Annotated in this window: 22 protein-coding genes and 1 other RNA gene; 5 read left to right on the top strand and 18 right to left on the bottom strand. The window is 37.3% G+C overall.

What is annotated here, in order from left to right:
- Positions 1–51 precede the first annotated feature (51 nt).
- A non-coding RNA gene (gene ssrS / locus H0184_RS12085) (6S RNA) lies at positions 52–248 on the top strand.
- 377 nt (positions 249–625) lie between these two features.
- On the opposite strand, the gene ald is transcribed toward ssrS, so the two are convergent.
- The 3 genes from ald to H0184_RS12070 form a co-directional block, all read right to left on the bottom strand.
- Positions 626–1,747 carry an alanine dehydrogenase gene (ald, locus tag H0184_RS12080; protein ID WP_221825025.1) on the bottom strand — a complete coding sequence of 374 codons (1,122 nt, stop codon included), beginning with the start codon at positions 1,745–1,747 and terminating at the stop codon, positions 626–628.
- A gap of 205 nt (positions 1,748–1,952) precedes the next feature.
- Positions 1,953–2,192 (bottom strand): spore coat protein, encoded by a 240-nt coding sequence (locus H0184_RS12075; protein ID WP_221825909.1) that lies wholly within the window; start codon positions 2,190–2,192, stop codon positions 1,953–1,955.
- Between the two features lie 154 nt (positions 2,193–2,346).
- Positions 2,347–2,505, bottom strand: coding sequence for a hypothetical protein (locus tag H0184_RS12070; RefSeq protein WP_221825012.1), 159 nt, complete (start codon positions 2,503–2,505; stop codon positions 2,347–2,349).
- 104 nt (positions 2,506–2,609) lie between these two features.
- On the opposite strand from H0184_RS12070, the gene H0184_RS12065 reads away from it, so the two are divergent.
- Both H0184_RS12065 and H0184_RS12060 read left to right on the top strand, forming a co-directional pair.
- Complete coding sequence (locus H0184_RS12065) at positions 2,610–3,059, top strand: universal stress protein (protein ID WP_221825010.1); 450 nt, start codon at positions 2,610–2,612, stop codon at positions 3,057–3,059.
- A gap of 76 nt (positions 3,060–3,135) precedes the next feature.
- Positions 3,136–3,450, top strand: coding sequence for a hypothetical protein (locus tag H0184_RS12060; RefSeq protein ID WP_221825008.1), 315 nt, complete (start codon positions 3,136–3,138; stop codon positions 3,448–3,450).
- 35 nt (positions 3,451–3,485) lie between these two features.
- Here the strand turns inward: H0184_RS12060 and H0184_RS12055 are convergent, their stop codons facing one another.
- From H0184_RS12055 to sppA, 9 genes are all read right to left on the bottom strand, one after another.
- Positions 3,486–3,998: a MogA/MoaB family molybdenum cofactor biosynthesis protein gene (locus H0184_RS12055; RefSeq protein WP_221825004.1), complete on the bottom strand. Its 513-nt coding sequence runs from the start codon at positions 3,996–3,998 to the stop codon at positions 3,486–3,488.
- Position 3,999: 1 nt separating this feature from the next.
- Positions 4,000–4,836 carry an EcsC family protein gene (locus H0184_RS12050; protein ID WP_221825002.1) on the bottom strand — a complete coding sequence of 279 codons (837 nt, stop codon included), beginning with the start codon at positions 4,834–4,836 and terminating at the stop codon, positions 4,000–4,002.
- A gap of 113 nt (positions 4,837–4,949) precedes the next feature.
- Entirely contained in the window at positions 4,950–6,137 is a 1,188-nt protein-coding gene (locus H0184_RS12045; protein ID WP_221825000.1) for an acetate kinase, read from the bottom strand.
- Positions 6,138–6,381: 244 nt separating this feature from the next.
- Positions 6,382–7,365, bottom strand: a complete 984-nt coding sequence (locus H0184_RS12040) for a class I SAM-dependent methyltransferase (RefSeq protein ID WP_221824997.1) — start codon at positions 7,363–7,365, stop codon at positions 6,382–6,384.
- Between the two features lie 69 nt (positions 7,366–7,434).
- A complete protein-coding gene (gene tpx / locus H0184_RS12035; protein ID WP_221824994.1) occupies positions 7,435–7,935 on the bottom strand; it encodes a thiol peroxidase in 501 nt (166 codons plus the stop codon).
- Positions 7,936–8,104: 169 nt separating this feature from the next.
- Positions 8,105–8,575: a GerW family sporulation protein gene (gene ytfJ / locus H0184_RS12030; RefSeq protein WP_221824991.1), complete on the bottom strand. Its 471-nt coding sequence runs from the start codon at positions 8,573–8,575 to the stop codon at positions 8,105–8,107.
- Positions 8,576–8,594: 19 nt separating this feature from the next.
- Positions 8,595–9,296: a DUF2953 domain-containing protein gene (locus H0184_RS12025; RefSeq protein ID WP_313771757.1), complete on the bottom strand. Its 702-nt coding sequence runs from the start codon at positions 9,294–9,296 to the stop codon at positions 8,595–8,597.
- A 73-nt stretch (positions 9,297–9,369) separates the two neighbouring features.
- The gene (locus H0184_RS12020) at positions 9,370–9,825 is read right to left on the bottom strand and encodes an RDD family protein (protein WP_260631555.1); all 456 of its coding nucleotides are present in this window, start codon (positions 9,823–9,825) and stop codon (positions 9,370–9,372) included.
- A 69-nt stretch (positions 9,826–9,894) separates the two neighbouring features.
- The gene (gene sppA / locus H0184_RS12015) at positions 9,895–10,905 is read right to left on the bottom strand and encodes a signal peptide peptidase SppA (protein ID WP_221824984.1); all 1,011 of its coding nucleotides are present in this window, start codon (positions 10,903–10,905) and stop codon (positions 9,895–9,897) included.
- Positions 10,906–11,063: 158 nt separating this feature from the next.
- Between sppA and H0184_RS12010 the strand changes: the two genes are divergently transcribed.
- Positions 11,064–11,882, top strand: coding sequence for an NAD kinase (locus H0184_RS12010; protein ID WP_221824982.1), 819 nt, complete (start codon positions 11,064–11,066; stop codon positions 11,880–11,882).
- 45 nt (positions 11,883–11,927) lie between these two features.
- On the opposite strand, the gene mbcS is transcribed toward H0184_RS12010, so the two are convergent.
- The 6 genes from mbcS to refZ form a co-directional block, all read right to left on the bottom strand.
- Positions 11,928–13,511: an acyl-CoA synthetase MbcS gene (gene mbcS / locus H0184_RS12005; protein ID WP_221824979.1), complete on the bottom strand. Its 1,584-nt coding sequence runs from the start codon at positions 13,509–13,511 to the stop codon at positions 11,928–11,930.
- A 155-nt stretch (positions 13,512–13,666) separates the two neighbouring features.
- Entirely contained in the window at positions 13,667–13,873 is a 207-nt protein-coding gene (locus H0184_RS12000; protein WP_221824976.1) for an alpha/beta-type small acid-soluble spore protein, read from the bottom strand.
- A gap of 282 nt (positions 13,874–14,155) precedes the next feature.
- On the bottom strand, positions 14,156–15,364 hold the full coding sequence (thiI, locus tag H0184_RS11995) for a tRNA uracil 4-sulfurtransferase ThiI (protein ID WP_221824973.1): 1,209 nt from the start codon (positions 15,362–15,364) through the stop codon (positions 14,156–14,158).
- Between the two features lies 1 nt (position 15,365).
- Positions 15,366–16,508, bottom strand: coding sequence for a cysteine desulfurase family protein (locus H0184_RS11990; protein WP_221824956.1), 1,143 nt, complete (start codon positions 16,506–16,508; stop codon positions 15,366–15,368).
- A 125-nt stretch (positions 16,509–16,633) separates the two neighbouring features.
- Positions 16,634–18,319, bottom strand: coding sequence for a septation ring formation regulator EzrA (gene ezrA / locus H0184_RS11985; protein WP_221824953.1), 1,686 nt, complete (start codon positions 18,317–18,319; stop codon positions 16,634–16,636).
- A 284-nt stretch (positions 18,320–18,603) separates the two neighbouring features.
- Positions 18,604–19,233: a forespore capture DNA-binding protein RefZ gene (gene refZ, locus H0184_RS11980; protein ID WP_221824951.1), complete on the bottom strand. Its 630-nt coding sequence runs from the start codon at positions 19,231–19,233 to the stop codon at positions 18,604–18,606.
- 154 nt (positions 19,234–19,387) lie between these two features.
- Between refZ and H0184_RS11975 the strand changes: the two genes are divergently transcribed.
- Positions 19,388–19,870: a GAF domain-containing protein gene (locus H0184_RS11975; protein ID WP_221824941.1), complete on the top strand. Its 483-nt coding sequence runs from the start codon at positions 19,388–19,390 to the stop codon at positions 19,868–19,870.
- The last annotated feature ends 21 nt before the right edge of the window (positions 19,871–19,891 follow it).

Raw genomic sequence — 19,891 nt, 5'->3', positions numbered from 1 at the left:
TTTAGTTTTTTTTACCATTGCAGAATGGAGAGAATTGCAGTAATATACTAATACAAGCTGCGTTGCTCGTAGTGATAATAAAGTTTTAACCTTTAAGCTGTAAAAGGGAGTTTTACTATCAAAGCTATAATGACAAGCCTCTGTCTATACGACATGGAGGACAAGCAGGAAGGCTTTTGCGAACACCCACTTTGAGGAGTGGTGGTTTAAAACTTTCTTATATGAGGTACGGCAAATGCGGCTCTATTATTTTCAAATTTAACTGCCAGCTTCGTTATGAAGCTGGCTTTATTTATTTACATAAAGGCTCTATTATTATTCATTGTTGTTTTCGTGCAGGGTTGAGAATTCATAGGCGGAGAATTTCCGGCTATTGTTTAAAGAGGAACCTTAAGAGCAGAAATAAGCGGAGATATTCCGCTTAACTGCTTTAAATAAGACAAATTACAAGGATTTGGATACAATAAGCGGAAAAACTCCGCCTATTTTTATGGAAATAATAAAATTTCTCAATTTAAACGGAAATTCTCCGCTTATTTTCCAAACACAGTGAAATCAACATTCAGTTTTAACAGAGCCTACGTAAAATAGAAGAGAATTAATCTCTTCTTTTCGTGAATATCTATTAAAGCTGCCCAAGTAATGTCTTTGTATCTGAGTAATGAAGGCCATGTGCTTCTGCCACTGCTTCATAGGTTACAAAGCCGCCTAGGGTATTGATCCCTTTTAGCAGCGCTTCATTTTTAAGGCATGCTTGTCGATAACCCTTATTTGCAATTTGGATGGCATATGGTACGGTTACGTTTGTTAAGCCAAGAGTTGAAGTTCTTGGAACAGCACCAGGCATATTGGCAACAGCATAATGAACCACACCATGTTTAATATATGTAGGGTTATCGTGTGTTGTAATACGATCAGTTGTTTCAAAGATACCACCCTGATCAATGGCAATATCTACTACGACACTTCCTGGTGTCATCGATTGAATCATTGTTTCGGAAACTAACTTAGGCGCTTTTGCACCTGGAATTAGTACCGCACCAATGACTAAATCAGATTCCTTAACAGCTTCAGCAATATTATAAGGATTAGACATTAATGTGGTGATGTCGGAACCAAAGATATCATCCAGTTGACGAAGACGGTCTGGATTTAGGTCAATAATCGTAACTTTTGCTCCAAGTCCAATAGCCATTTTAGCAGCATTTGTTCCTGCAACACCACCGCCAATGATGGTTACTGTTCCTCTTTGTACACCTGGTACTCCTGATAGAAGAATTCCTTTGCCCCCATGAACCTTTTCAAGGAATTGAGCTCCTATTTGTGCAGCCATTCTTCCTGCAACTTCACTCATTGGCGTCAATAATGGGAGTGAACCATTTGCCAGCTGCACAGTTTCATACGCAATTCCTACCACCTTATGATCAATTAAAGCTTTTGTAAGTTCTGGCTCTGGAGCTAAATGTAAGTATGTAAACAGGATTAAACCTTCACGAAAGTATTTGTATTCACCAGGAAGTGGTTCTTTTACCTTCATAACCATTTCCATCGACCAAGCTTCAGAAGCAGTTTCTACAATTTTTGCACCTGCAGCTGTATAATCTTCATCGGTAAAAGCAGAGCCAAGTCCCGCTCCTTTTTCGATATATACCTCATGACCAAATTTCAAAAGGTTAAAGACCCCTGCTGGTGTCATAGCAACACGATTTTCATTATTTTTTATCTCTTTTGGAACGCCGATACGCATGTACTAACCCCCAATTAATATTGTCAAAGCAAATGAACCAATGATGATTTTAATCTAACGATTACACTAAGTAAAGTTTTAACAATGAAAGCACTTTCATTTTATCAAAAAAACCAAGAAATCCCAACCTTTTATTCATAACATATTTTTGAGATACCATTATTAAGAGCTCTGCGATAGCAAAGCTCTTTACATCAATTATTATTTAATACCAAGGGTAGTACGGATACCCGTAATATGGGTACGGGTATGGCGGGTACGGATAATAGTATGGTCTTGGACTTAATGCTGCACCTAGTGCTAATCCCCCTAAGAATGGTAATCCAAATCCAAATCCGAATCCAAACCTGCGACGGCCAAAACCTCCAAAACCAAATCCTGGTCTGCCGAAACCAAAACCGAATCTTTGATCATTTGGGTTATATGACCCTATATAATTAGGCATTTCTTGCATTTTCCAGTTCCTCCTCCTTTGTAATACTTACACATTAAAAGAATATGCAGGTTTAAAAGGAGATTCTTGGGTAAATGCCCCGTCGAAAGAAATTTACTAGACGTATACATAGGAAAACCCGCCTGTTGGCGAGCCCTATAAATACTTATTCCGTTTTACTTTGTACTGCATTCTCATTAGTCGCTTCGAAATCCTGACCAATAAAGCCACTATTGTAGGAATCCATAATTTGTTCACTTACCTCATTAGCTCCATGCTCATTAAATTCAAATGTAAAGGACTTACTAGGATCTTGTTTAAACATTATATCTTACTCCCTTCGATGGATTTTCACTCTATTATTTTTCGAAAAATTGAAACATCTTACTCCTAGAAAATATTGTATAATTTAGGTAAGGAGGGATTACGATGGGAGTTCGATATGACCATATTTTAGTTGCGATTGATGGCTCAAAAGAATCAGAGTGGGCACTTGAAAAATCAATTGAAATTGCCAAAAGAAACAATGCAAAATTGTTTTTAGCACATATTATCGACACAAGGTCATTTATGTTAATTGATTCATATGATCCAGAGATTGCAGATCGTGCAAACAAACTAGCTATTGATATGCTGGAAAGATATCAAAGCCAGGCAAAGGCTGCAGGTGTTTCTGGTGTGAAGTATGAAATTGACTACGGCTCGCCCAAAGTAAAAATCCCAAAAGAAATGGCAAAAAAACATCAAATAGATTTAATTGTTTGCGGTGCTACAGGGATGAATGCAGTTGAGAGATTCTTGATTGGCAGTGTCTCTGAACACATTACCCGTTATGCACCTTGCGATGTCCTCATTGTACGTACACAAAAAAGCTCCTAAACTATAATCAATAAACCGTGAATGCTTTCAAGATGTGTTGTAAAATAAAAGAATAACTCGTCTTGGAGGCTATCACATGAAAGAATATTTTTCCTTCGATCATCGGCTGGGGATACACATACCAAATTTAGAAAAGGATTGGACAGAATATTGTGAGGAAACTCAGCAGGCAATCCTGTTTCATTGGGAAAAAATTAGAGGTTCCATTCCTGATCGAATCGCTGAACTTGAACAATCGATTAATCAAAAGCAAGCACAACTTTCTGATGAAAATAACTTTAAAAAATCATGTGAATTAAACAGTGAAATTGCTGAGCTTGCTTCCATCATTAATGATTTATGGCTATGGTATAGGGCTAATCAAACAATGGCAGATAAAATGCATCAATAAGAAGAGCTCCCCTGTTTAAGGGAGCTCTTCTTTCACTATAAATCTTTCTTTATTTCTCTTACTACATGGCCAATCTCTGGAAGTATCAACTTATTCATAGCAAGTTTTACTGCTCCCGTAGAACCTGGGGTAGAGAACACAGCTTTGTTCTTTACTACTCCTGCAATAGCACGTGAGAGGATGGCTGCGGAGCCAATGTCCTCTTGATAGCTTAACATTCTAAATAACTCCCCAAAGCCGACAATTTCTTTATCCAACAGCAATTGAACGGTCTCGATTGTCACATCGCGCTTAGCTATGCCAGTACCGCCATTTGTTAGAATGACATCTATATCTTCATGTTCACAGCCATTTAAAATTGCTTCTTTTATTGGAGCTGCTTCATCCTTGACGATTACATAATCAACAATGGTATGCCCAGCATGTTCCAGCATCTCTATCATTAACTTCCCACTTTTATCACTATCTTTATTTCGTGTATCACTTACGGTAATTACTTTACAATGAACTGACTTAACGGCTCCTTGCTTATGTTCAGTTATGCTCATCTTAAACTTCCTCTTTCTGATTAAGATATCTCAGTTTGTAATAGTTATGGGCGAATTCTGTAACTTTTCTAGTTAATTGGTAATTCGTCCCTGCACCGATAGCCATGCTCACAACTGGTATTCCTTGAATCAGTTTCTTGCGGAACATCGTAATGACCATTGCTTTAAATAATTGTTGGATTGGCTGTTCCAGCCAAGTTACATCCGTAATTTCTTCGTTACCCTCATAAAAATAATGCTCGTCATTTGATTTCATTTCACTCATCAAGCTGGACCAGCCTTCTTTTTGGAGACGAGGGGGCAGTGTAGCTGTATGAAAGACTTTTAAAGAACTCATCATCTCATAAGGTGTATTTACCTCAAAACCATATGTCATGGCAATTAGCTGTACCACCCTTAAATTGATAACCGCCATAGCTGGAATATCTGTACCTAAGAGAAGAGGTCCTCCTGTTCCCGCTAAACCACCCTGTGTAAATGAATATAGTCTATGTCTTGCTATTTGCTGCATGGCTATGTATTGTAGCTGATCAATGTTTAGTTTTCCTAAGTCCTCTATTTGGTGTAATTCCTTATTAAAAACTCGTCCCGAAGAAAGGATTCTTTCCTTTGCGTCCATCTGAATCTGAGAGCCTTGGATCATACCGTGCAAATGGAACAACCAGTTATCAATAACTGAAAAAAACTGTTGTTGAACTTTTTCAGGCAGTAATGAGAAAGAACGTTCTAAATACTTTTCATAGGTGAGCTGTAAATCATTTGCCTCATAGTTTAATAATTGGTTTTCCCATTCTCTTATTTCATTCAATACCTCTGTCTCTCGTTCAGTTAATGGCATAGGCAATACCCTCCTCACTTCTTACTTTTCCTTTCAGTATAACACAAAGAAATATACTTAAAAAATGCCAAAAGGCAAACCATCTCTTGGATAGTCTGCCTTTGTATCATTCATTATTGCGCTAAACGAACGACGTCGCGTGCAATCATGACTTCTTCATTTGTTGGAATGACAATTACTTTTACAGGTGAATGCGGATAATTAATAAATCTTTCTTCACCTCTGATTTTATTTAAAGCTGGATCCCAATAAACACCCATAAATTCTAAACCTTTTAATACTTTTTCACGGACTACATCACTGTTCTCACCGATACCAGCCGTAAAAATAATAGCATCCACTCCATACATACGTGAAGCATATGAACCAATATATTTATGAATTCGATTAGCAAAAACGTCTAGTGCAAGCTGAGCACGTTCATTGCCATTACGCGCTTCAATTTCAATGTCTCTTAAATCACTTGAGAAACCAGAAACGCCTAACATCCCGCTCTTCTTATTCAGGACATCGAGAACCTCTTCAGCGGTTTTATTTGTTTTTTCCATAATAAATGGAATTAATGCAGGGTCAATGTTACCTGAACGTGTTCCCATCGTAACACCTGCAAGTGGTGTAAAGCCCATTGATGTATCAATTGATTTTCCGCCTTCAATGGCAGCTATACTTGCTCCATTACCTAAATGGCATGATAAAAGGCGAAGCTGTTCAACTGGACGCCCCAAAAGTTCGGCAGCCCGCTGTGAAACATATTTATGACTAGTGCCGTGGAAGCCATATTTACGAATACCGTATTTCTCATAGTATTCATATGGAAGGCTGTAAAGATATGAACTTTCTGGCATAGTTTGATGGAACGCTGTATCGAAAACAGCTACAGCTGGAACATTAGGAAGTACAGCTTGAAAAGCTTTAATTCCTGTTGCGTTTGCAGGATTATGCAATGGAGCTAATTCCGATAATGCTTCAATCTTATTTAGAACCTCTTCTGTAATAAGAGCGGAATCATCAAACTCTTCTCCGCCATGAACCACACGATGACCAATTCCTTCAATTTCGTTTAAAGATTGAATTATACCTAAAGTGGTAAGCTTATCCAATAACATTTTTACCGCAACGTCATGGTCAGGAATATCTATAGTTTCTGTAATTTTTTCTCCATTTACCGAAATGGTGAAAATTGAATCGCTTATGCCAATTCTTTCAATTAGTCCTTTTGTAATAACTTCTTCAGCCGGCATTTCAAATAGTTGAAACTTCAAAGAAGAACTGCCGGCATTAATTGCAATTATTTTAGACATTTCGTTTACCGCTCCTTTTATAAAAACAACATCGGTTGGTGGAAGTCCAATACTGCGTACAAGGTTATTCTGCTCAAACGCGACGTTGTTTATTGCTTTCATCACCTCATTTAATCACTGTATATATTACATTTCAAGGAGGAAATTGGATGGAAACGGTTACCTTCAAAATGAAAATTTATTCACATAATTCTAATTGTTCTCAACTCGAAAAAAAGCGATAAAACCGATATTAAACCCGGTTTTACCGCTTATTATCTTGAAACCATTTATCAATTTTTCTTAAAATATTGTCCATCTCAACTACACTGGATAGGCTTGGAAGATTGGCAAGCAAGGCTTGTTTCGGCGCGGCAATCCCTTCGCCCTTTTTTTGCAGGATCAAAATACTTTTTGCTGCATTTTTATTATTAAACATACTGATAGGAAGTTGAAGTACTCCTTGAACAATGATTTCTTCCTTAAAATATTCACGAAGCTGTTGTGCCTGGTCACTTTCAAAAAGGCCATTTGGAATAATAAAAAATAAATAACCACCTGGTTTGGTATGAGAGACACTTTGCTCAATAAATAAATGATGAGCATAAGAATGACCTTCAGGGGCTTTTAATTTATATTCTGCGGCGCGAACATCATTAGGATAATACCCTACAGGTAAATCAGCTATAACTGCATCAACTGGATCGATAAATAAAGGCTCAAGACTATCCTGATTAAAAAGCTCAATCGGATGTTCTTGTAAGTTTGCATTCACATAGGCAAGTTTAATTAACAGATCATCTACTTCAATACCAATTGATTGGACATTTCTCTGCAGCTGATTTAATACAGTAGTTACCAAATTTCCTGTTCCAATCGCAGGATCTAACAAACGGAACGATGGCTGATCTATAAATTTATCTACTAGATAGCTCATTAACATCCCGACACTATCAGGAGTCATTTGATGGTTAGGCTGGACATTCTCTTTCATACCTTTTAAGATGACAAGCTGATAGGCTTTTCGAATATCTTCCTTTGTAAAACTGTTTAAATCTACCTCTTTGTATTGTTTATCAAGCCTTTTTTCAGTTAGTTCACTTACTTCATCCTGAAGAATGGATCCGTGAAATAAGTTCTCGCCTGTTTCTGCTAATGCTTCAAGATATGTACAAGATAGTTCTTCCTGTAAAACAAGAGCAGTTTCATTGAATAATGTGAAAAGCTGCTCGACTGGAGAAATTTTCATACTCTATACCTCCTACAATAAAGAAAAAGGCCTCATCCTTTGACGAGGCCTTCAAATCGTCATAAAAAATTACTTAGCATTTCTAGCCGCTTCAAGTACTGCTTCATAATTCGGGTGATTGGTTGCCTCACTTACATATTCCACATAAGTAACAGTATCTGAAGAGTCTACTACAAAGACTGCACGAGCTAACAATCTTAACTCTTGGATTGCAACACCGTAAGCTTCTCCAAAAGAAAGATCGCGGTGGTCTGATAATGTTTGGACATTTTCAATGCCGTTTGCACCGCACCAGCGCTTTTGTGCAAATGGTAAGTCTACGCTGACAGTTAGGATTTTAACATCTCCTAAGCTATTTGCTTCTTCATTAAAACGACGTGTTTCTGCATCACACACGCCAGTATCTAAAGAAGGAACGGCACTGATTAAACGAACCTGACCTTTAGTATTTTCTAGTGTTACAGGTGATAAATCATTTGCCAATACGCTAAAATTAGGAGCTTTGTCTCCTACCTTCACTTCGTTGCCTAGCAATGTTACTGGGTTCCCCTTAAAAGTTACGTTTGCCATTTAAACATCCTCCTTTTTCGTACGAACAAATGCGAAATAATTTTCGCGTTCATAACAATTATGTACAGTGTTAATATATCTTTTCAGAATTTTTTTTGCAATGATTTAAGCTCCTGCCTTCACGAAAAAAGTTAACCTTCCCTTTTAATTGGAAGATTAACTTTTTTCTCTATATATCAAATGCTTGCTTAGGAGTTTCGTTTTGTTTGGATTGGCCAGACTCTTGACCTGAGCTTTGCTGCTCATTTTTCTTCGAAAACATTTGCTGAATTTTATCTACAGCTTGAGGTGCCATTTCCAAAATCTTTTCATAAAGGTGAGTGCTTTCGTCTAGATGAAGCATTTTGACTCCCTGAGAATTAACAATTAAAAAAGCAATTGGAGTAATGGAAACTCCGCCGCCGCTACCGCCTCCGAATGGAAGCTTCTGTTGTCCTTGACCTTGTTCTTTCGATTGTGAGCCATCAAGTTTAAACTCACTTCCTCCTGCTGCAAACCCAAAGCCTACTTTTGAGACAGTAAGAATAACACTGCCATCTGGAGTTTCAACTGGATCACCAATAATCGTATTTACATCAATCATTTCTTTTAAGCTTTCCATTGCAGTTGTCATTAAACCTTGAATTGGATGTTCAGACATGGCTGTTTCCTCCTCTTTTTTAAACGGTTTTCGTTTTTTCCTTCGAATAGGCAGTATTCACTTTGAAATTTGGGCGTCCGCCCTTCCAGAATTTAATTAGTTTTAATCCTGCTAAAATAGCATGCCCGATACGAAACTGAAAAATACATGTTATACGAGTTTGAATGACGGCTAGTTGGAAATGAGGCGTAACCGATAATACTGGCATTTCCTTCAATCTAAAAAAATTACTCAGCATACCTACAACATTCCCTTTAATCATCCAAAGTGCCCCTGTAATAAGGCCTGTATGGGCAGCATCCCCTGCTCCGACTAACGAATGCCATTCAAATGTTTTAATAACTATTCTTTTCAAAAATTTACTGACGATAACATTCATACTTAAAACATGGTCGAGGATTTCTTTTGCGTTTGTCAATTTGGTCATAATCGTTTCTTTTGTAATTTGTTCTACATTCATTGAGGAATCATTATCATGTGAATCCCCCATCTGTGAATTTCCCTTTACGACAATACTCGGTGAATCATCGTCAATCTTTATAAGAGGGATATTCATCTTATACTTAATTAATCCAAACCAGATTCTAAATTCAATCTTCAATTCATCGTTATCATTGTGATGAAAGTAATTTAGAAGGATCGTTAATTTTGAAAAAATGATTAGTAGAAATAATAAAATAATAGCGATGAGAGCAATATACAGCCAAACCAAATTTTTCACTCCTTTCAGCCTATTAGTATCACCTTAAGAGTAAAAAATAAACCCGCTAACCTAAAAGTTAGCGGGTCTGATATTATCGTTCTACATGGATAACAGAAGTATCTGTAAAAAGATCGTGGAGACCTTGTTTTTTGGGTAAAAAAGCGACAATGATATAACCTATAACCACCGTTGCTGAGATAAAACGGCCAATCCATTCTCGAAATAGAATGGTTCCCCACGTTAATTTTTCATTCTTCAAATCAATTACTTTTATACCAAATACCATTTTTCCAAGGGTTTGATTAAAATATCTGGTCATCAAAACGAAATACAAATAAAATATGACTGCTGAAGCAATTGAAATTGGAGCAAACATGTTAAATTCTACTAACGGAATTTCCAATACACGAAATAGAGGATTTATAATTAAGCGCTCTATACTCCCTATAATAATCAAATCTAGCAGGTAGGCCCAGAACCGCATCCAAAACCCAGCATAGCGAAAGGAGCTGGGCTCAGGTTCATGAGTGGTCTTCAATTGTTCCATTTGATCTTCGTCTTGTTCTGTTTGATTTAAGCTTATCTGAATATCATTTTCCATTTATAGTTCCTCCCCCTACTCTGCATACAAATACATTAGACGTGGAGAATTGGGTCTTGATAACATTTCCATAAGTCCAGTCATCTCACTATCAGCACCAATAAACTTTTGCACCTTAAAATTCAACAATGAACCAAAGCCGATTGAATCAGTGTAACGTACAACCTTCGCATCCTTTAGCTTCTCCTGCTCCATCATCTGTTCGATCACATCATCTAAGTACCCAAATCCATCAATTAAGTTCAGCTCTTTCGCCTGTCTGCCATCATAGATTCTTCCATCCGCAATTTTCTTCACCTGATCTGGTGACATTTTTCTTCCTTCAGAAATTACCTTAACAAACCCCTCATAGGAATTATCGATCATTTTTTGGAGTATTTGTCGTTCTTCCTCCGTCATTTCCCTAGTTGGGCTCATAATATCTTTATATTGGCCGCTTTTAATGGTTACAAAATCCACTCCATACTTATCAGCTAATCCTTCATAGTTGATTCCTTGCATAATGACCCCTAGAGAACCTGTAAGCGTTTCTTCACTTGCATAAATCCTTTTAGCAGGAGCTGCGATATAATATCCGCCAGAAGCCGCCATGGAACCCATTGAGATATAAACTGGTTTCTTTGTTTCCTTTTGAATTTCAACTAACTTATCATGAATTTCAGCACTTTCAACAACACCGCCGCCTGGAGAGTTAACCTTTAGAATAATTCCTTTTACGGTATCATCATCTTTTATGTAATCTAATTTTTTCATAAATCCTTGATGATTGTATCCGGCTGCTTGAAATAGAGACTCTGCGTCACTTGTATCCTGTATAACTCCATCAACGTCAAGTACAGCAATCTTTTTCATCTCATTTCCTTCATGTATTATTTCCTCCGCAAAAGGAAGCTCACTAGCTGCCAACAGCTCACCAATGTCTGTTTCAACCCCTTTAAAAGCAAATGCAGATAAAAAATTAATCATGACCGATACAAAAAATAACGCAGCGGCAATTCCTAGGGCTGCCCATCGTTTCCCATTCATGTGAAAATTCCTCCTCGTTGATACTAAAAATTTTTCTTACATAATTTAATATTGTTTCAAAATAATGCTAAAATTAGTTTAGACTATTCTAGTTTATCAAAAATAAAAAGTTTAATGGGCCATTTTTACAAATTTACATCCAAATTATGGAGGTTACTATGGGACATAGACGTAATATTTACTTTTATCATCATTTAGATAAAGAAATGCTAGAAAAGATAGGAAATCTAGACGAGTCCGTGAGACAGTATGATTTAACGATTGTAAACGATCACCGTGACGCCAATATTATTGCAAGCATCGGCGATGATGGTACTTTCCTTCAAGCTGTAAGAAAGACTGGTTTTCGAGATGATGTCCTTTATTGTGGTATCACCACAAAAGATAGTTTAAGTATGTATTGTGATTTTAAAATTAATGAATCCTCAAAATTGGTTGAGGCTGTTTCTAAGGTTGAGACTGTTACCAATGAGGATTTAAAGGTACGGCGTTATCCTATCATCGAAGTCATGGTCGATGGTCAAGGCGTATTTCCATGCTTGAATGAGTTTAGTATTCGCTCCTCAATTATTAAAACACTTGAATTAGATGTTTTTATTGATGAACTGCACTTTGAAACCTTCCGAGGCGATGGATTAATCGTCGCTACACCAACAGGAAGTACTGCCTACAATAAATCTGTTAATGGCGCTGTAGTGGACCCTTTAATCCCCTGCATGCAAGTGAGTGAGGTTGCATCGATTAATAATAATAAATATCGAACTTTAGGTGCTCCATTCGTTATAGGAGGCAACCGCGCTCTCACACTTAAAATTATTTCTGAAGGCAATGAGCATCCTACCATAGGGCTGGATAATGAGGCATTAAGCATTCGCCATGTTGATAAAATTCAAATTCGACTCGGAGATAAAAAAATTAAAACACTAAAACTCAAAAATAATTCCTTCTGGGAAAAAGTTAAAAGAACTTTCTTATAAAGCAAAGGGGCTGTCGATTGGATATACCGACAGCCCTCTTTCTTTTTATTGTTTAATGGATTGCATTTCTTGCTGACGAAGTTCAATCCGGCGGATTTTCCCTGAAGTTGTTTTCGGCAGTTCAGACAAGTACTCGATTTTCCTTGGGTATTTATATGGTGCTGTAAGTGTTTTGACATGTTCTTGGAGATTTTTTGTTAATCCTGGATCATTTGCGTCAACATCTTCTTTTAATACCACAAATGCTTTTACAATAAAGCCGCGAATTTCATCAGGGCTTGCGACAACGGCACATTCTTTGACGAATGGATGTTTTACAAGGGCATCCTCTACTTCAAATGGTCCAATGGTGTAGCCGGAGCTAATAATGATATCGTCTCCGCGTCCCTCAAACCAAAAGTAACCATCCTCATCTCTCTTTGCCTTATCCCCAGTAATATAGTACTCACCGCGGAATTGCATTGCTGTTCTCTCTGGGTCTTTATAATAATTTTTAAATAATGCTGGTGTTTCGACGTGTACAGCGATATCCCCAACTTCACCCACTTGGCAGACTTCGCCTTCTTCATTAATGATTTCTACCCGATTTCCTGGTGTTGGTTTTCCCATAGACCCGGATTTTAACTCCATTCCTTTTGTTACACCAACCAATAAGGTATTTTCTGTTTGTCCATAACCGTCACGGACATCAACATTAAAGTGTCTCCCAAACGTTTCAATAACTTCACGATTAAGTGGTTCACCGGCAGAAACCGCACTATGAAGACTAGGCAGCTTGTATTCATTGAGATTTTCTACCTTCGCCATTAAACGATATTCGGTAGGTGTACAGCAGAGCACATTTACAGAATATTTTTCTAAAAGACTTAAATACTTTTGCGGCTCAAACTTTCCGTTATATACGAGCCCGGTACCGCCAGATCCAAGTACCGATAAAAACGGACTCCAAATCCACTTTTGCCATCCAGGTGCAGCAGTTGCCCAAACCGTATCACCATCTTCAATACAAAGCCATTTAGGTGCGGCTGTCTTTAAGTGTGCAAATGCCCATCCATGAGTATGGACAACCCCTTTTGGATTACCGGTTGTTCCTGAGGTATAGGATAAAAACGCCATATCATCACGTAGTGTATCAGCCAGTTCAAAGTCCTCTGATGCCGCTTTCATTTCCTCTTCCAAGTAAATCCAGCCATCTTGCTTTTCTCCTACTGAAACCTTCAAAAGCGGTTCTTCACTAGAAATATTTTCGAATTGATCAACATACGGATAATAACTAATGACACCTTTTACATCACCATGTGTAATGCGATACTGAAGGTCCTTTTCACGCAGCATTTCTGAGCTCGGAATAACAACTAGGCCAGCCTTTAAAGCAGCCAAGTAAACAACATAGGCTTCAATGAGTCTTGGGATTATTACTAGAACAACATCCCCTTTTTTCAGGCCATTTTGTGTTAAAACATTTCCCGCTCGGTTCACTTTTTTTAGTAATTCTTCATATGTAACCTGTTTCGTTTCCCCTGATTCATTTTCCCATTTTAATGCTAATCTTTGCGGATCCTTTGCAAAACGTTCAACTTCAGATACAAGATTATACTTTTCTGGTGCAATTAATTCTTCGCGGTTCATGTTTCTCCCCCTCACTCAAAATAAAAACACTATCACAAATCTTATTATACAAAATTATTTAAAAATTTAAAATTATTATACTAGAAATAGTTCTTTTGTACATAAAGAAAGAGAGTGGGAAAAATCCCACTCTCTGTAGCCATCTTATTCATTTATTATCGTGAAAATCCGCCGCCTAATTGAGACTCAGCCATTGCAACTAAACGCTTAGTGATTTCACCACCAACAGAACCGTTAGCACGTGAAGTAGTGTCTGCACCAAGATTTACGCCAAATTCAGAAGCAATTTCATATTTCATTTGTTGAAGAGCTTGTTCTACACCAGGTACAAGTAATTGATTTGAGTTGTTGTTACTAGCCATGTGATATCACCTCCTTGTGAGTATAGAATGTGTAGAATCACATGGCAGTATTCTTTTTTTGAATTGGTAATTGTTCACAAATATTTCACATATTAACAAGCCCTGTTCAAAAGTAATGTTGATTGGAACTCCAGGCACTTCGCTTTCCGCGGGCGACCGCCGAGCCTCCTCGACACTGCGTGTCTGTGGGGTCTCGCCTGTCTCGCTTCTCCCGCAGGAGTCTCGTGCCTTCCGTTCCAATCAACATTGTGCCAACTACTTTTTAAACCGTATCACAGATAGTTAAAATAAATCTTCGAATTCTTCGGTTATTTGTTTTGTGTCTGGTTTGATTGTTAGGGTTTCTGTTTTTTCTACTGCTTCTTGTATGATGGTGTCGAAGTCATGGAAGCTTTCGTAGTGCTGTACTTTTTCTCTTTTTGGTTTTGTTTTTGGTGAGGATGGTACGAAAATGGTACAGCAATCCTCAAATGGTCTTATTGAGATATCGTAGGTATCGATATCTTTGGCGATTTTTATAATATCATTTTTATCCATTGTCAGCAGAGGTCTTAGTATTGGCGTGTTTGTGACCTCATTGATGGCATACATACTTTCTAATGTTTGACTGGCAACCTGTCCTAAGTTATCACCGGTAATGATTGCAAGAGCTTCCTGTTTTTTTCTAATTTCATCGGTAATACGAAGCATAAATCTTCTGGTGGTTGTCATCGAATAGTTTTCAGGTATTTGTTCTTTTATGGTTTGCTGAATAGCAGTAAATGGAACAATATGAAGTTTCATTGAACCAAATATTTCAGCCAGTTTCTTTGCTAAGTCAATCACTTTTTCTTTAGATCTTTCACTGGTGTACGGCGGGCTGAAAAAATGCACAGCCTCGATTTCTACACCGCGTTTCATTGTCAAATAGCCTGCAACCGGACTATCAATTCCTCCCGATAACATCAGCATTGCCTTTCCACTAGAACCCACCGGCAGCCCTCCGGCTCCTAAAATGTTCTCACAAGACATGTAGATGGAATCGGTAAGCACTTCAATTTTTAAGTTAATATCTGGATTTTTTACATCTACCTTTATTCCTGGGATATTTTCAAGAATATGCCCGCCAAAGGTATGATTGATACCAGAAGTATCCAATTCAAATGTTTTATCAGATCGTTTTGGAGAGATTTTAAAGGTTTGTCCCTCTTTATACAGACTTCTCACCAAGGAAAGTGCAGCCTCTTTCATCTGTTCAAGGTCTCTTTCCACTCTAATAGCTGGGCTAAGGGATTGGATACCAAATATATTTTTCAATGAGTTGAGGACATCTTGAACGTTTTCCCCATTTAACAGAACATACATCCTGTCACGCTCAGCTCGTATTTTTATCTTCGGAAAGGGAGCCAATGCAATCCGAACACTCTTTCTTAACTTATCTACAAATTTCTTCCGATTTCTGCCTTTGGTAGAGATTTCTCCATAGCGAATCAGTATTCGATCATAATTCATATTATTTCATAACCTTCCTTAGTTGTTTGGCAGCTTCTTCAATTGCCACAATTACTTTTTTTGCCTCTTCTTCATTATTATCATACGATAAGCTTATTCTAAACGCACTGTCCGCCAAGTCGTCTGGAACCCCCATCGCTAATAGCGTCTGACTAGGTAATTGTTTCTTAGAAGAACAGGCACTTGTTGTCGATAAATAGATCCCTTTTTGTTCCAGCGTATGGATTAAAACTTCAGCTTTAACACCACTGATTGAAAAGTTAAGAATATGGGGTGCCGAGTTTTCCAGCGGAGTATTGATTGTAACCCCCTCTATCCTGCTTAAACCTTCTCTCAAAAGGGACTTAACCTTTGTCATATTTTCTAATCCTAATCCACTTTTCTCGATTGTCATCCTTAGTGCCTTTGCCATTGCGACAGCACCTGCTACATTTTCCGTACCACTTCTAATTTTCCATTCTTGGTTTCCGCCTGAAAGAAGCGGGTCTAATCTAACCCCTTCTCTTATAAAGAGCGCACCAGTCCCCTTTAACCCATGAAACTTATGTGCAGAAAATGAACATAAATCCACACCATTTTCATTTAAATTTAATGGAAACTTTCCGACAGCTTGTACAGCATCAACATGAAAAAGAATGGTCGGGTATTGCTCCAAAAGTTTACCAATTTCTGCTATTGGCTGGATCGTGCCGACCTCATTATTTACATGCATGATTGAAACCAGTATTGTATCCTTTCGAATAGAAGCTTGTACATCCTCTACATTCACTCTTCCATTTTGGTCAGAAGGTAAATAGGTTATATCAAATCCCAGTTTTTTCAGCTGCTCCATAGTGCCACGGACAGAGGGGTGCTCAACACTAGATAGAATCAAGTGTTTGCCCATATTTTTAGGTAACATTGCTGTCCCTTTAATTGCCAAATTATTACTCTCTGTACCACCAGAGGTAAAGTAAATTTCATTTTGTTTTACACCTAGAAGGCTTGCCACTTGCGATCTCGCTTGTGTAAGAAGTTTCTCAGCTTGAACACCTAAACCATGCAGTGAAGATGGATTGCCAAAAAACTCACTGGAGACCTTTACAAAAGAGTCTAAAACCTCTTTATATGGTCTGGTGGTAGCACTATTATCAAAATAAATCATTTCTATTACACCTACCTTTGCACGAGACTAAATCTTACCACAATCTTTATCAATTGAAAAAGGTTTGTGACTAGACAAATAAAAACCGATTCACCATTTAGATGAATCGGTTCAAGCTCTTTCCACTACTTTCCAACTGCGGCTTTAATTTTTTTCAAAGCACCCGGATCAATGGACTCAAGAGAAGCAGCTGCCTGCTCCAATGCTTCCTGGTACTCAAATTGTCTAAATGCATGCTCTGCATCATTTAGCCCCTTAGCAACCGAAGGATATTGACTGCGATATCTGTTTCCATATTGAATTGCCTTTTCAGCAAGTTGGACATTCTCAATCAGTTCAACTGTAGTATTTGATAATTTTTCAACCGTTAAGACTGCAATTTCCAAATATTGATTCAGTGCTGAAACATTAAGCGGCTTTTCTTGAAGCTGCAGTTTGACGTTTTGAAGGCTATCATTTGTGTCTTCGAATAAATATTTATATTCTTCCGGTAACCCAGGAACATTACTTTTGGATACTAAACGAATCGTTTCACCGACTTTTTTGGTCAGATCCCTTAGTGTCTCTCGTGCTTCGAACTCATCCTTACGCAGTGCTTGGAGCTTAATCCCAAAATTCTCCTGCTCTTCCTGAATCATTTCAATTTGAATTTTTATTTCTTTCAATTCTTCACAGAGCACTGTTAATGCTGTTTCGTTAATATTGATCTTTTCCATCAAGATTTCATAGTGCTTCATAACTGAGGCCAATTGTTTTTCTAGGTGTCTTTGTATCTCAAAGTCAATTTCTGTAAGATGATAGCTTTCTTGAACATGCTTTACTTCAGTTGATAGATGGTCATGTTCTTCCAGTACAGAAGTTAAAAGCCCTGTCATCCCTTTTTCATTTTGAAGGATAAAATGCTTAGCATTCACTTCTTTCTCCAACAAGTCAAAAAGGATGTCAATACGTTCTTTTACTTCGCCAATTCCCTCTAGTGCACTTTCAATTTTTGTCTCTTCAATAAGAGCTAAATACTCAACTAATTTTGCTCGTAAACTTTCGATTTCATCTTCCAACTGTATATGCCCTAAGAAATATCCTTTTTCAGTCATTTCACGATATCCGTCGATAATATCGGATAACTGTGCCGGAATAAGTGATTGACACTCTATTAATAGCTGAGGAATTAAATCCATATTATATTTTACTTTTTCCAGTTGTTCATGAATTAAAAGGACAAGTTCCCGTGCTTCAAGATAATTACCATTTTCAGTTTTTTCATCAAATTCATGAAACTTTTTCGTAACATCATCCAATTGGGCTTCTAAGTGTTTTTCAGATTTTCCAAAACTATGACGATGAGCCAGCAGCGTTTTTTTCGTTTCTCGATATAATTCCTTTAACTGCTCAATTTCCGTTCTGTTCTTCTCTTCGCTTCCAACAAGCTCATGCAGTTGCTCGACAATTTTATTAATCTCATTTTCAGTTGCCTGTAATTTATCATTAATATCCTGTTGAATACCTTTCGCTTTATTAAAGCGATAGCGGTCAATGTATTCTTCGGCATCAAATAGCAATTCTTCCAATTGTGGTAATTTAACGGTAATGATATCATCCCATTGATTACGCCAGCCCTCAAATAATTCTTCGGTTTGTCCGGTCATATTCAATTGTTTTACCTTCGACATTTCGTCCAAAATTGGCCGATTAAATAAATCAATTTTCCAGGCTTCTAACCTATCCATCTCTTTAAAATACTTTTTCTTTATAAAATACCCCAATACAAATAAGGCTAGTAGCAGGATGATAAATCCAATAAAATATTTCACATTCAAGCCTCCTGTTTCAAACACTTCATTAATCTTTAAAGCTAAATACTAATCTATAAAAAATTTATAAATGGATAAATTCAATGCCTCTATGATACCATGTAAACGACATTTTTTGACTATTATTTTCATTTTTTTTGAAAAAGAAATTTTATATTACTATTTTATGACAAAAACCTTTGGTATAGTAAGATTTATCAATAATTTCCAAATAAAAAAGCACTTGCTTGAAGGAACTTTGGTTTCCAAGCTAGTGCTTAATATATAAATTTCGATCCTTCCGATTACATGATTGCCTCTTTCTTTTCAATAATTTTTGCTGCTAATGTATTTTCAATCCAAAGGTTTATTTCCTTTAAGTACTTTTGTTCGAAGAATCTTTCATTTGGAAAAATATAAAGTACCTCACGTAAATAATGAGCATTAATAAACGGCATCATAAGTAAGCCCTTGTATTGAATGATCAGGTAGGCGATAGAATGTGGACGGAATTCTTTTCTTTCAAACCCTTTTTCAAAGATCTTTTGAAAATAGTATTTCTCCTTAAGGGCGTAAGTGGACATAATTTCTCTTACTACTTGAGAATCCATTGACATTTCTCGGTAGACAAAACTGGTAAGTTCAATATTTTCACATTGATAATGCAGCAAGTCAGCTGTTATTCTTTTTAGACAATCCTTTACGCCTGTATCCATAGAGGAGAACTTTTCTTCAATTATGCTAAGGTATTGCTCAAAAAAGTAAGTAAAGCAATATTCTAATAAGCCAAGTTTATTCTCAAAATGATAGGCAATGGTTGCCGAATTAACATTCGCTTCTTTGGCAATGTCACGTATTGATGTTCCAGCATATCCATTTGAATTAAAAAGTGATATGGCCGCTTTCACTATTTCTTCCTTAGAATCCTTTTTCATTTTACACCTCCTGCGTACTATTACTTTTATCCTTACTATAACTATTCTTTTCATAAGGGTTGAATCCTTTATAAAAATATCGACAAAGTATGCTCTTTTTCTTGTGAGTTTGATAAAATATATAAGTAATTTAAAAAGAGATGGGTGAAAAAACATGTTTAATGTCGAAATGTACAAAGGGAGCCGCCAAGAAAATTATCAATTGGTAAAAAAACAATTGCAGGCCCTTCTCCATGGCGAGAAAAATCAAATTGCAAATCTTAGTAATACTTCTGCTTTATTAAATCAGTTTCTTGACCGGATAAATTGGGTTGGCTTCTATTTATTAGATGACAACAACGAACTTGTATTGGGACCCTTTCAAGGACTTCCAGCCTGCGTTCGCATCCCGCTAGGCAAGGGTGTATGCGGAACATCTGCACAAAACAAGGAAACCCTTCGGGTGGAAGACGTTCATCAATTTCCAGGACACATCGCCTGTGATGCTGCTTCGAATTCTGAAATCGTTATTCCCCTTATTAAAGACGGAGAATTACTAGGCGTCTTAGATATTGACTCACCTGAAAAAAATCGCTTTGATGAATTGGACCAAGAGCAGTTGGAGGAACTTACTGCTATCCTGGTTGAATATTTGTAAAAAAACTCGCCGCGCGGCGAG

The sequence above is a fragment of the Neobacillus niacini genome (assembly GCF_019749295.1).
Classification (GTDB): Bacteria; Bacillota; Bacilli; order Bacillales; family Cytobacillaceae; genus Neobacillus; species Neobacillus niacini_D.
The sequence above is the reverse complement of the archived record's forward strand: the minus strand, read 5'-3'. Positions and strand labels throughout refer to the sequence as shown.

Bases quoted from the DNA above. Each gene is read 5' to 3' on its own strand.
- ald (WP_221825025.1), bottom strand. From the start codon at position 1,747: ATGCGTATCGGCGTTCCAAAAGAGATAAAAAATAATGAAAATCGTGTT.
- H0184_RS12075 (WP_221825909.1), bottom strand. From the start codon at position 2,192: ATGCCTAATTATATAGGGTCATATAACCCAAATGATCAAAGATTCGGT.
- H0184_RS12070 (WP_221825012.1), bottom strand. From the start codon at position 2,505: ATGTTTAAACAAGATCCTAGTAAGTCCTTTACATTTGAATTTAATGAG.
- H0184_RS12065 (WP_221825010.1), top strand. From the start codon at position 2,610: ATGGGAGTTCGATATGACCATATTTTAGTTGCGATTGATGGCTCAAAA.
- H0184_RS12060 (WP_221825008.1), top strand. From the start codon at position 3,136: ATGAAAGAATATTTTTCCTTCGATCATCGGCTGGGGATACACATACCA.
- H0184_RS12055 (WP_221825004.1), bottom strand. From the start codon at position 3,998: ATGAGCATAACTGAACATAAGCAAGGAGCCGTTAAGTCAGTTCATTGT.
- H0184_RS12050 (WP_221825002.1), bottom strand. From the start codon at position 4,836: ATGCCATTAACTGAACGAGAGACAGAGGTATTGAATGAAATAAGAGAA.
- H0184_RS12045 (WP_221825000.1), bottom strand. From the start codon at position 6,137: ATGTCTAAAATAATTGCAATTAATGCCGGCAGTTCTTCTTTGAAGTTT.
- H0184_RS12040 (WP_221824997.1), bottom strand. From the start codon at position 7,365: ATGAAAATTTCTCCAGTCGAGCAGCTTTTCACATTATTCAATGAAACT.
- tpx (WP_221824994.1), bottom strand. From the start codon at position 7,935: ATGGCAAACGTAACTTTTAAGGGGAACCCAGTAACATTGCTAGGCAAC.
- ytfJ (WP_221824991.1), bottom strand. From the start codon at position 8,575: ATGTCTGAACATCCAATTCAAGGTTTAATGACAACTGCAATGGAAAGC.
- H0184_RS12020 (WP_260631555.1), bottom strand. From the start codon at position 9,825: ATGGAACAATTGAAGACCACTCATGAACCTGAGCCCAGCTCCTTTCGC.
- sppA (WP_221824984.1), bottom strand. From the start codon at position 10,905: ATGAATGGGAAACGATGGGCAGCCCTAGGAATTGCCGCTGCGTTATTT.
- H0184_RS12010 (WP_221824982.1), top strand. From the start codon at position 11,064: ATGGGACATAGACGTAATATTTACTTTTATCATCATTTAGATAAAGAA.
- mbcS (WP_221824979.1), bottom strand. From the start codon at position 13,511: ATGAACCGCGAAGAATTAATTGCACCAGAAAAGTATAATCTTGTATCT.
- H0184_RS12000 (WP_221824976.1), bottom strand. From the start codon at position 13,873: ATGGCTAGTAACAACAACTCAAATCAATTACTTGTACCTGGTGTAGAA.
- thiI (WP_221824973.1), bottom strand. From the start codon at position 15,364: ATGAATTATGATCGAATACTGATTCGCTATGGAGAAATCTCTACCAAA.
- H0184_RS11990 (WP_221824956.1), bottom strand. From the start codon at position 16,508: ATGATTTATTTTGATAATAGTGCTACCACCAGACCATATAAAGAGGTT.
- refZ (WP_221824951.1), bottom strand. From the start codon at position 19,233: ATGAAAAAGGATTCTAAGGAAGAAATAGTGAAAGCGGCCATATCACTT.
- H0184_RS11975 (WP_221824941.1), top strand. From the start codon at position 19,388: ATGTTTAATGTCGAAATGTACAAAGGGAGCCGCCAAGAAAATTATCAA.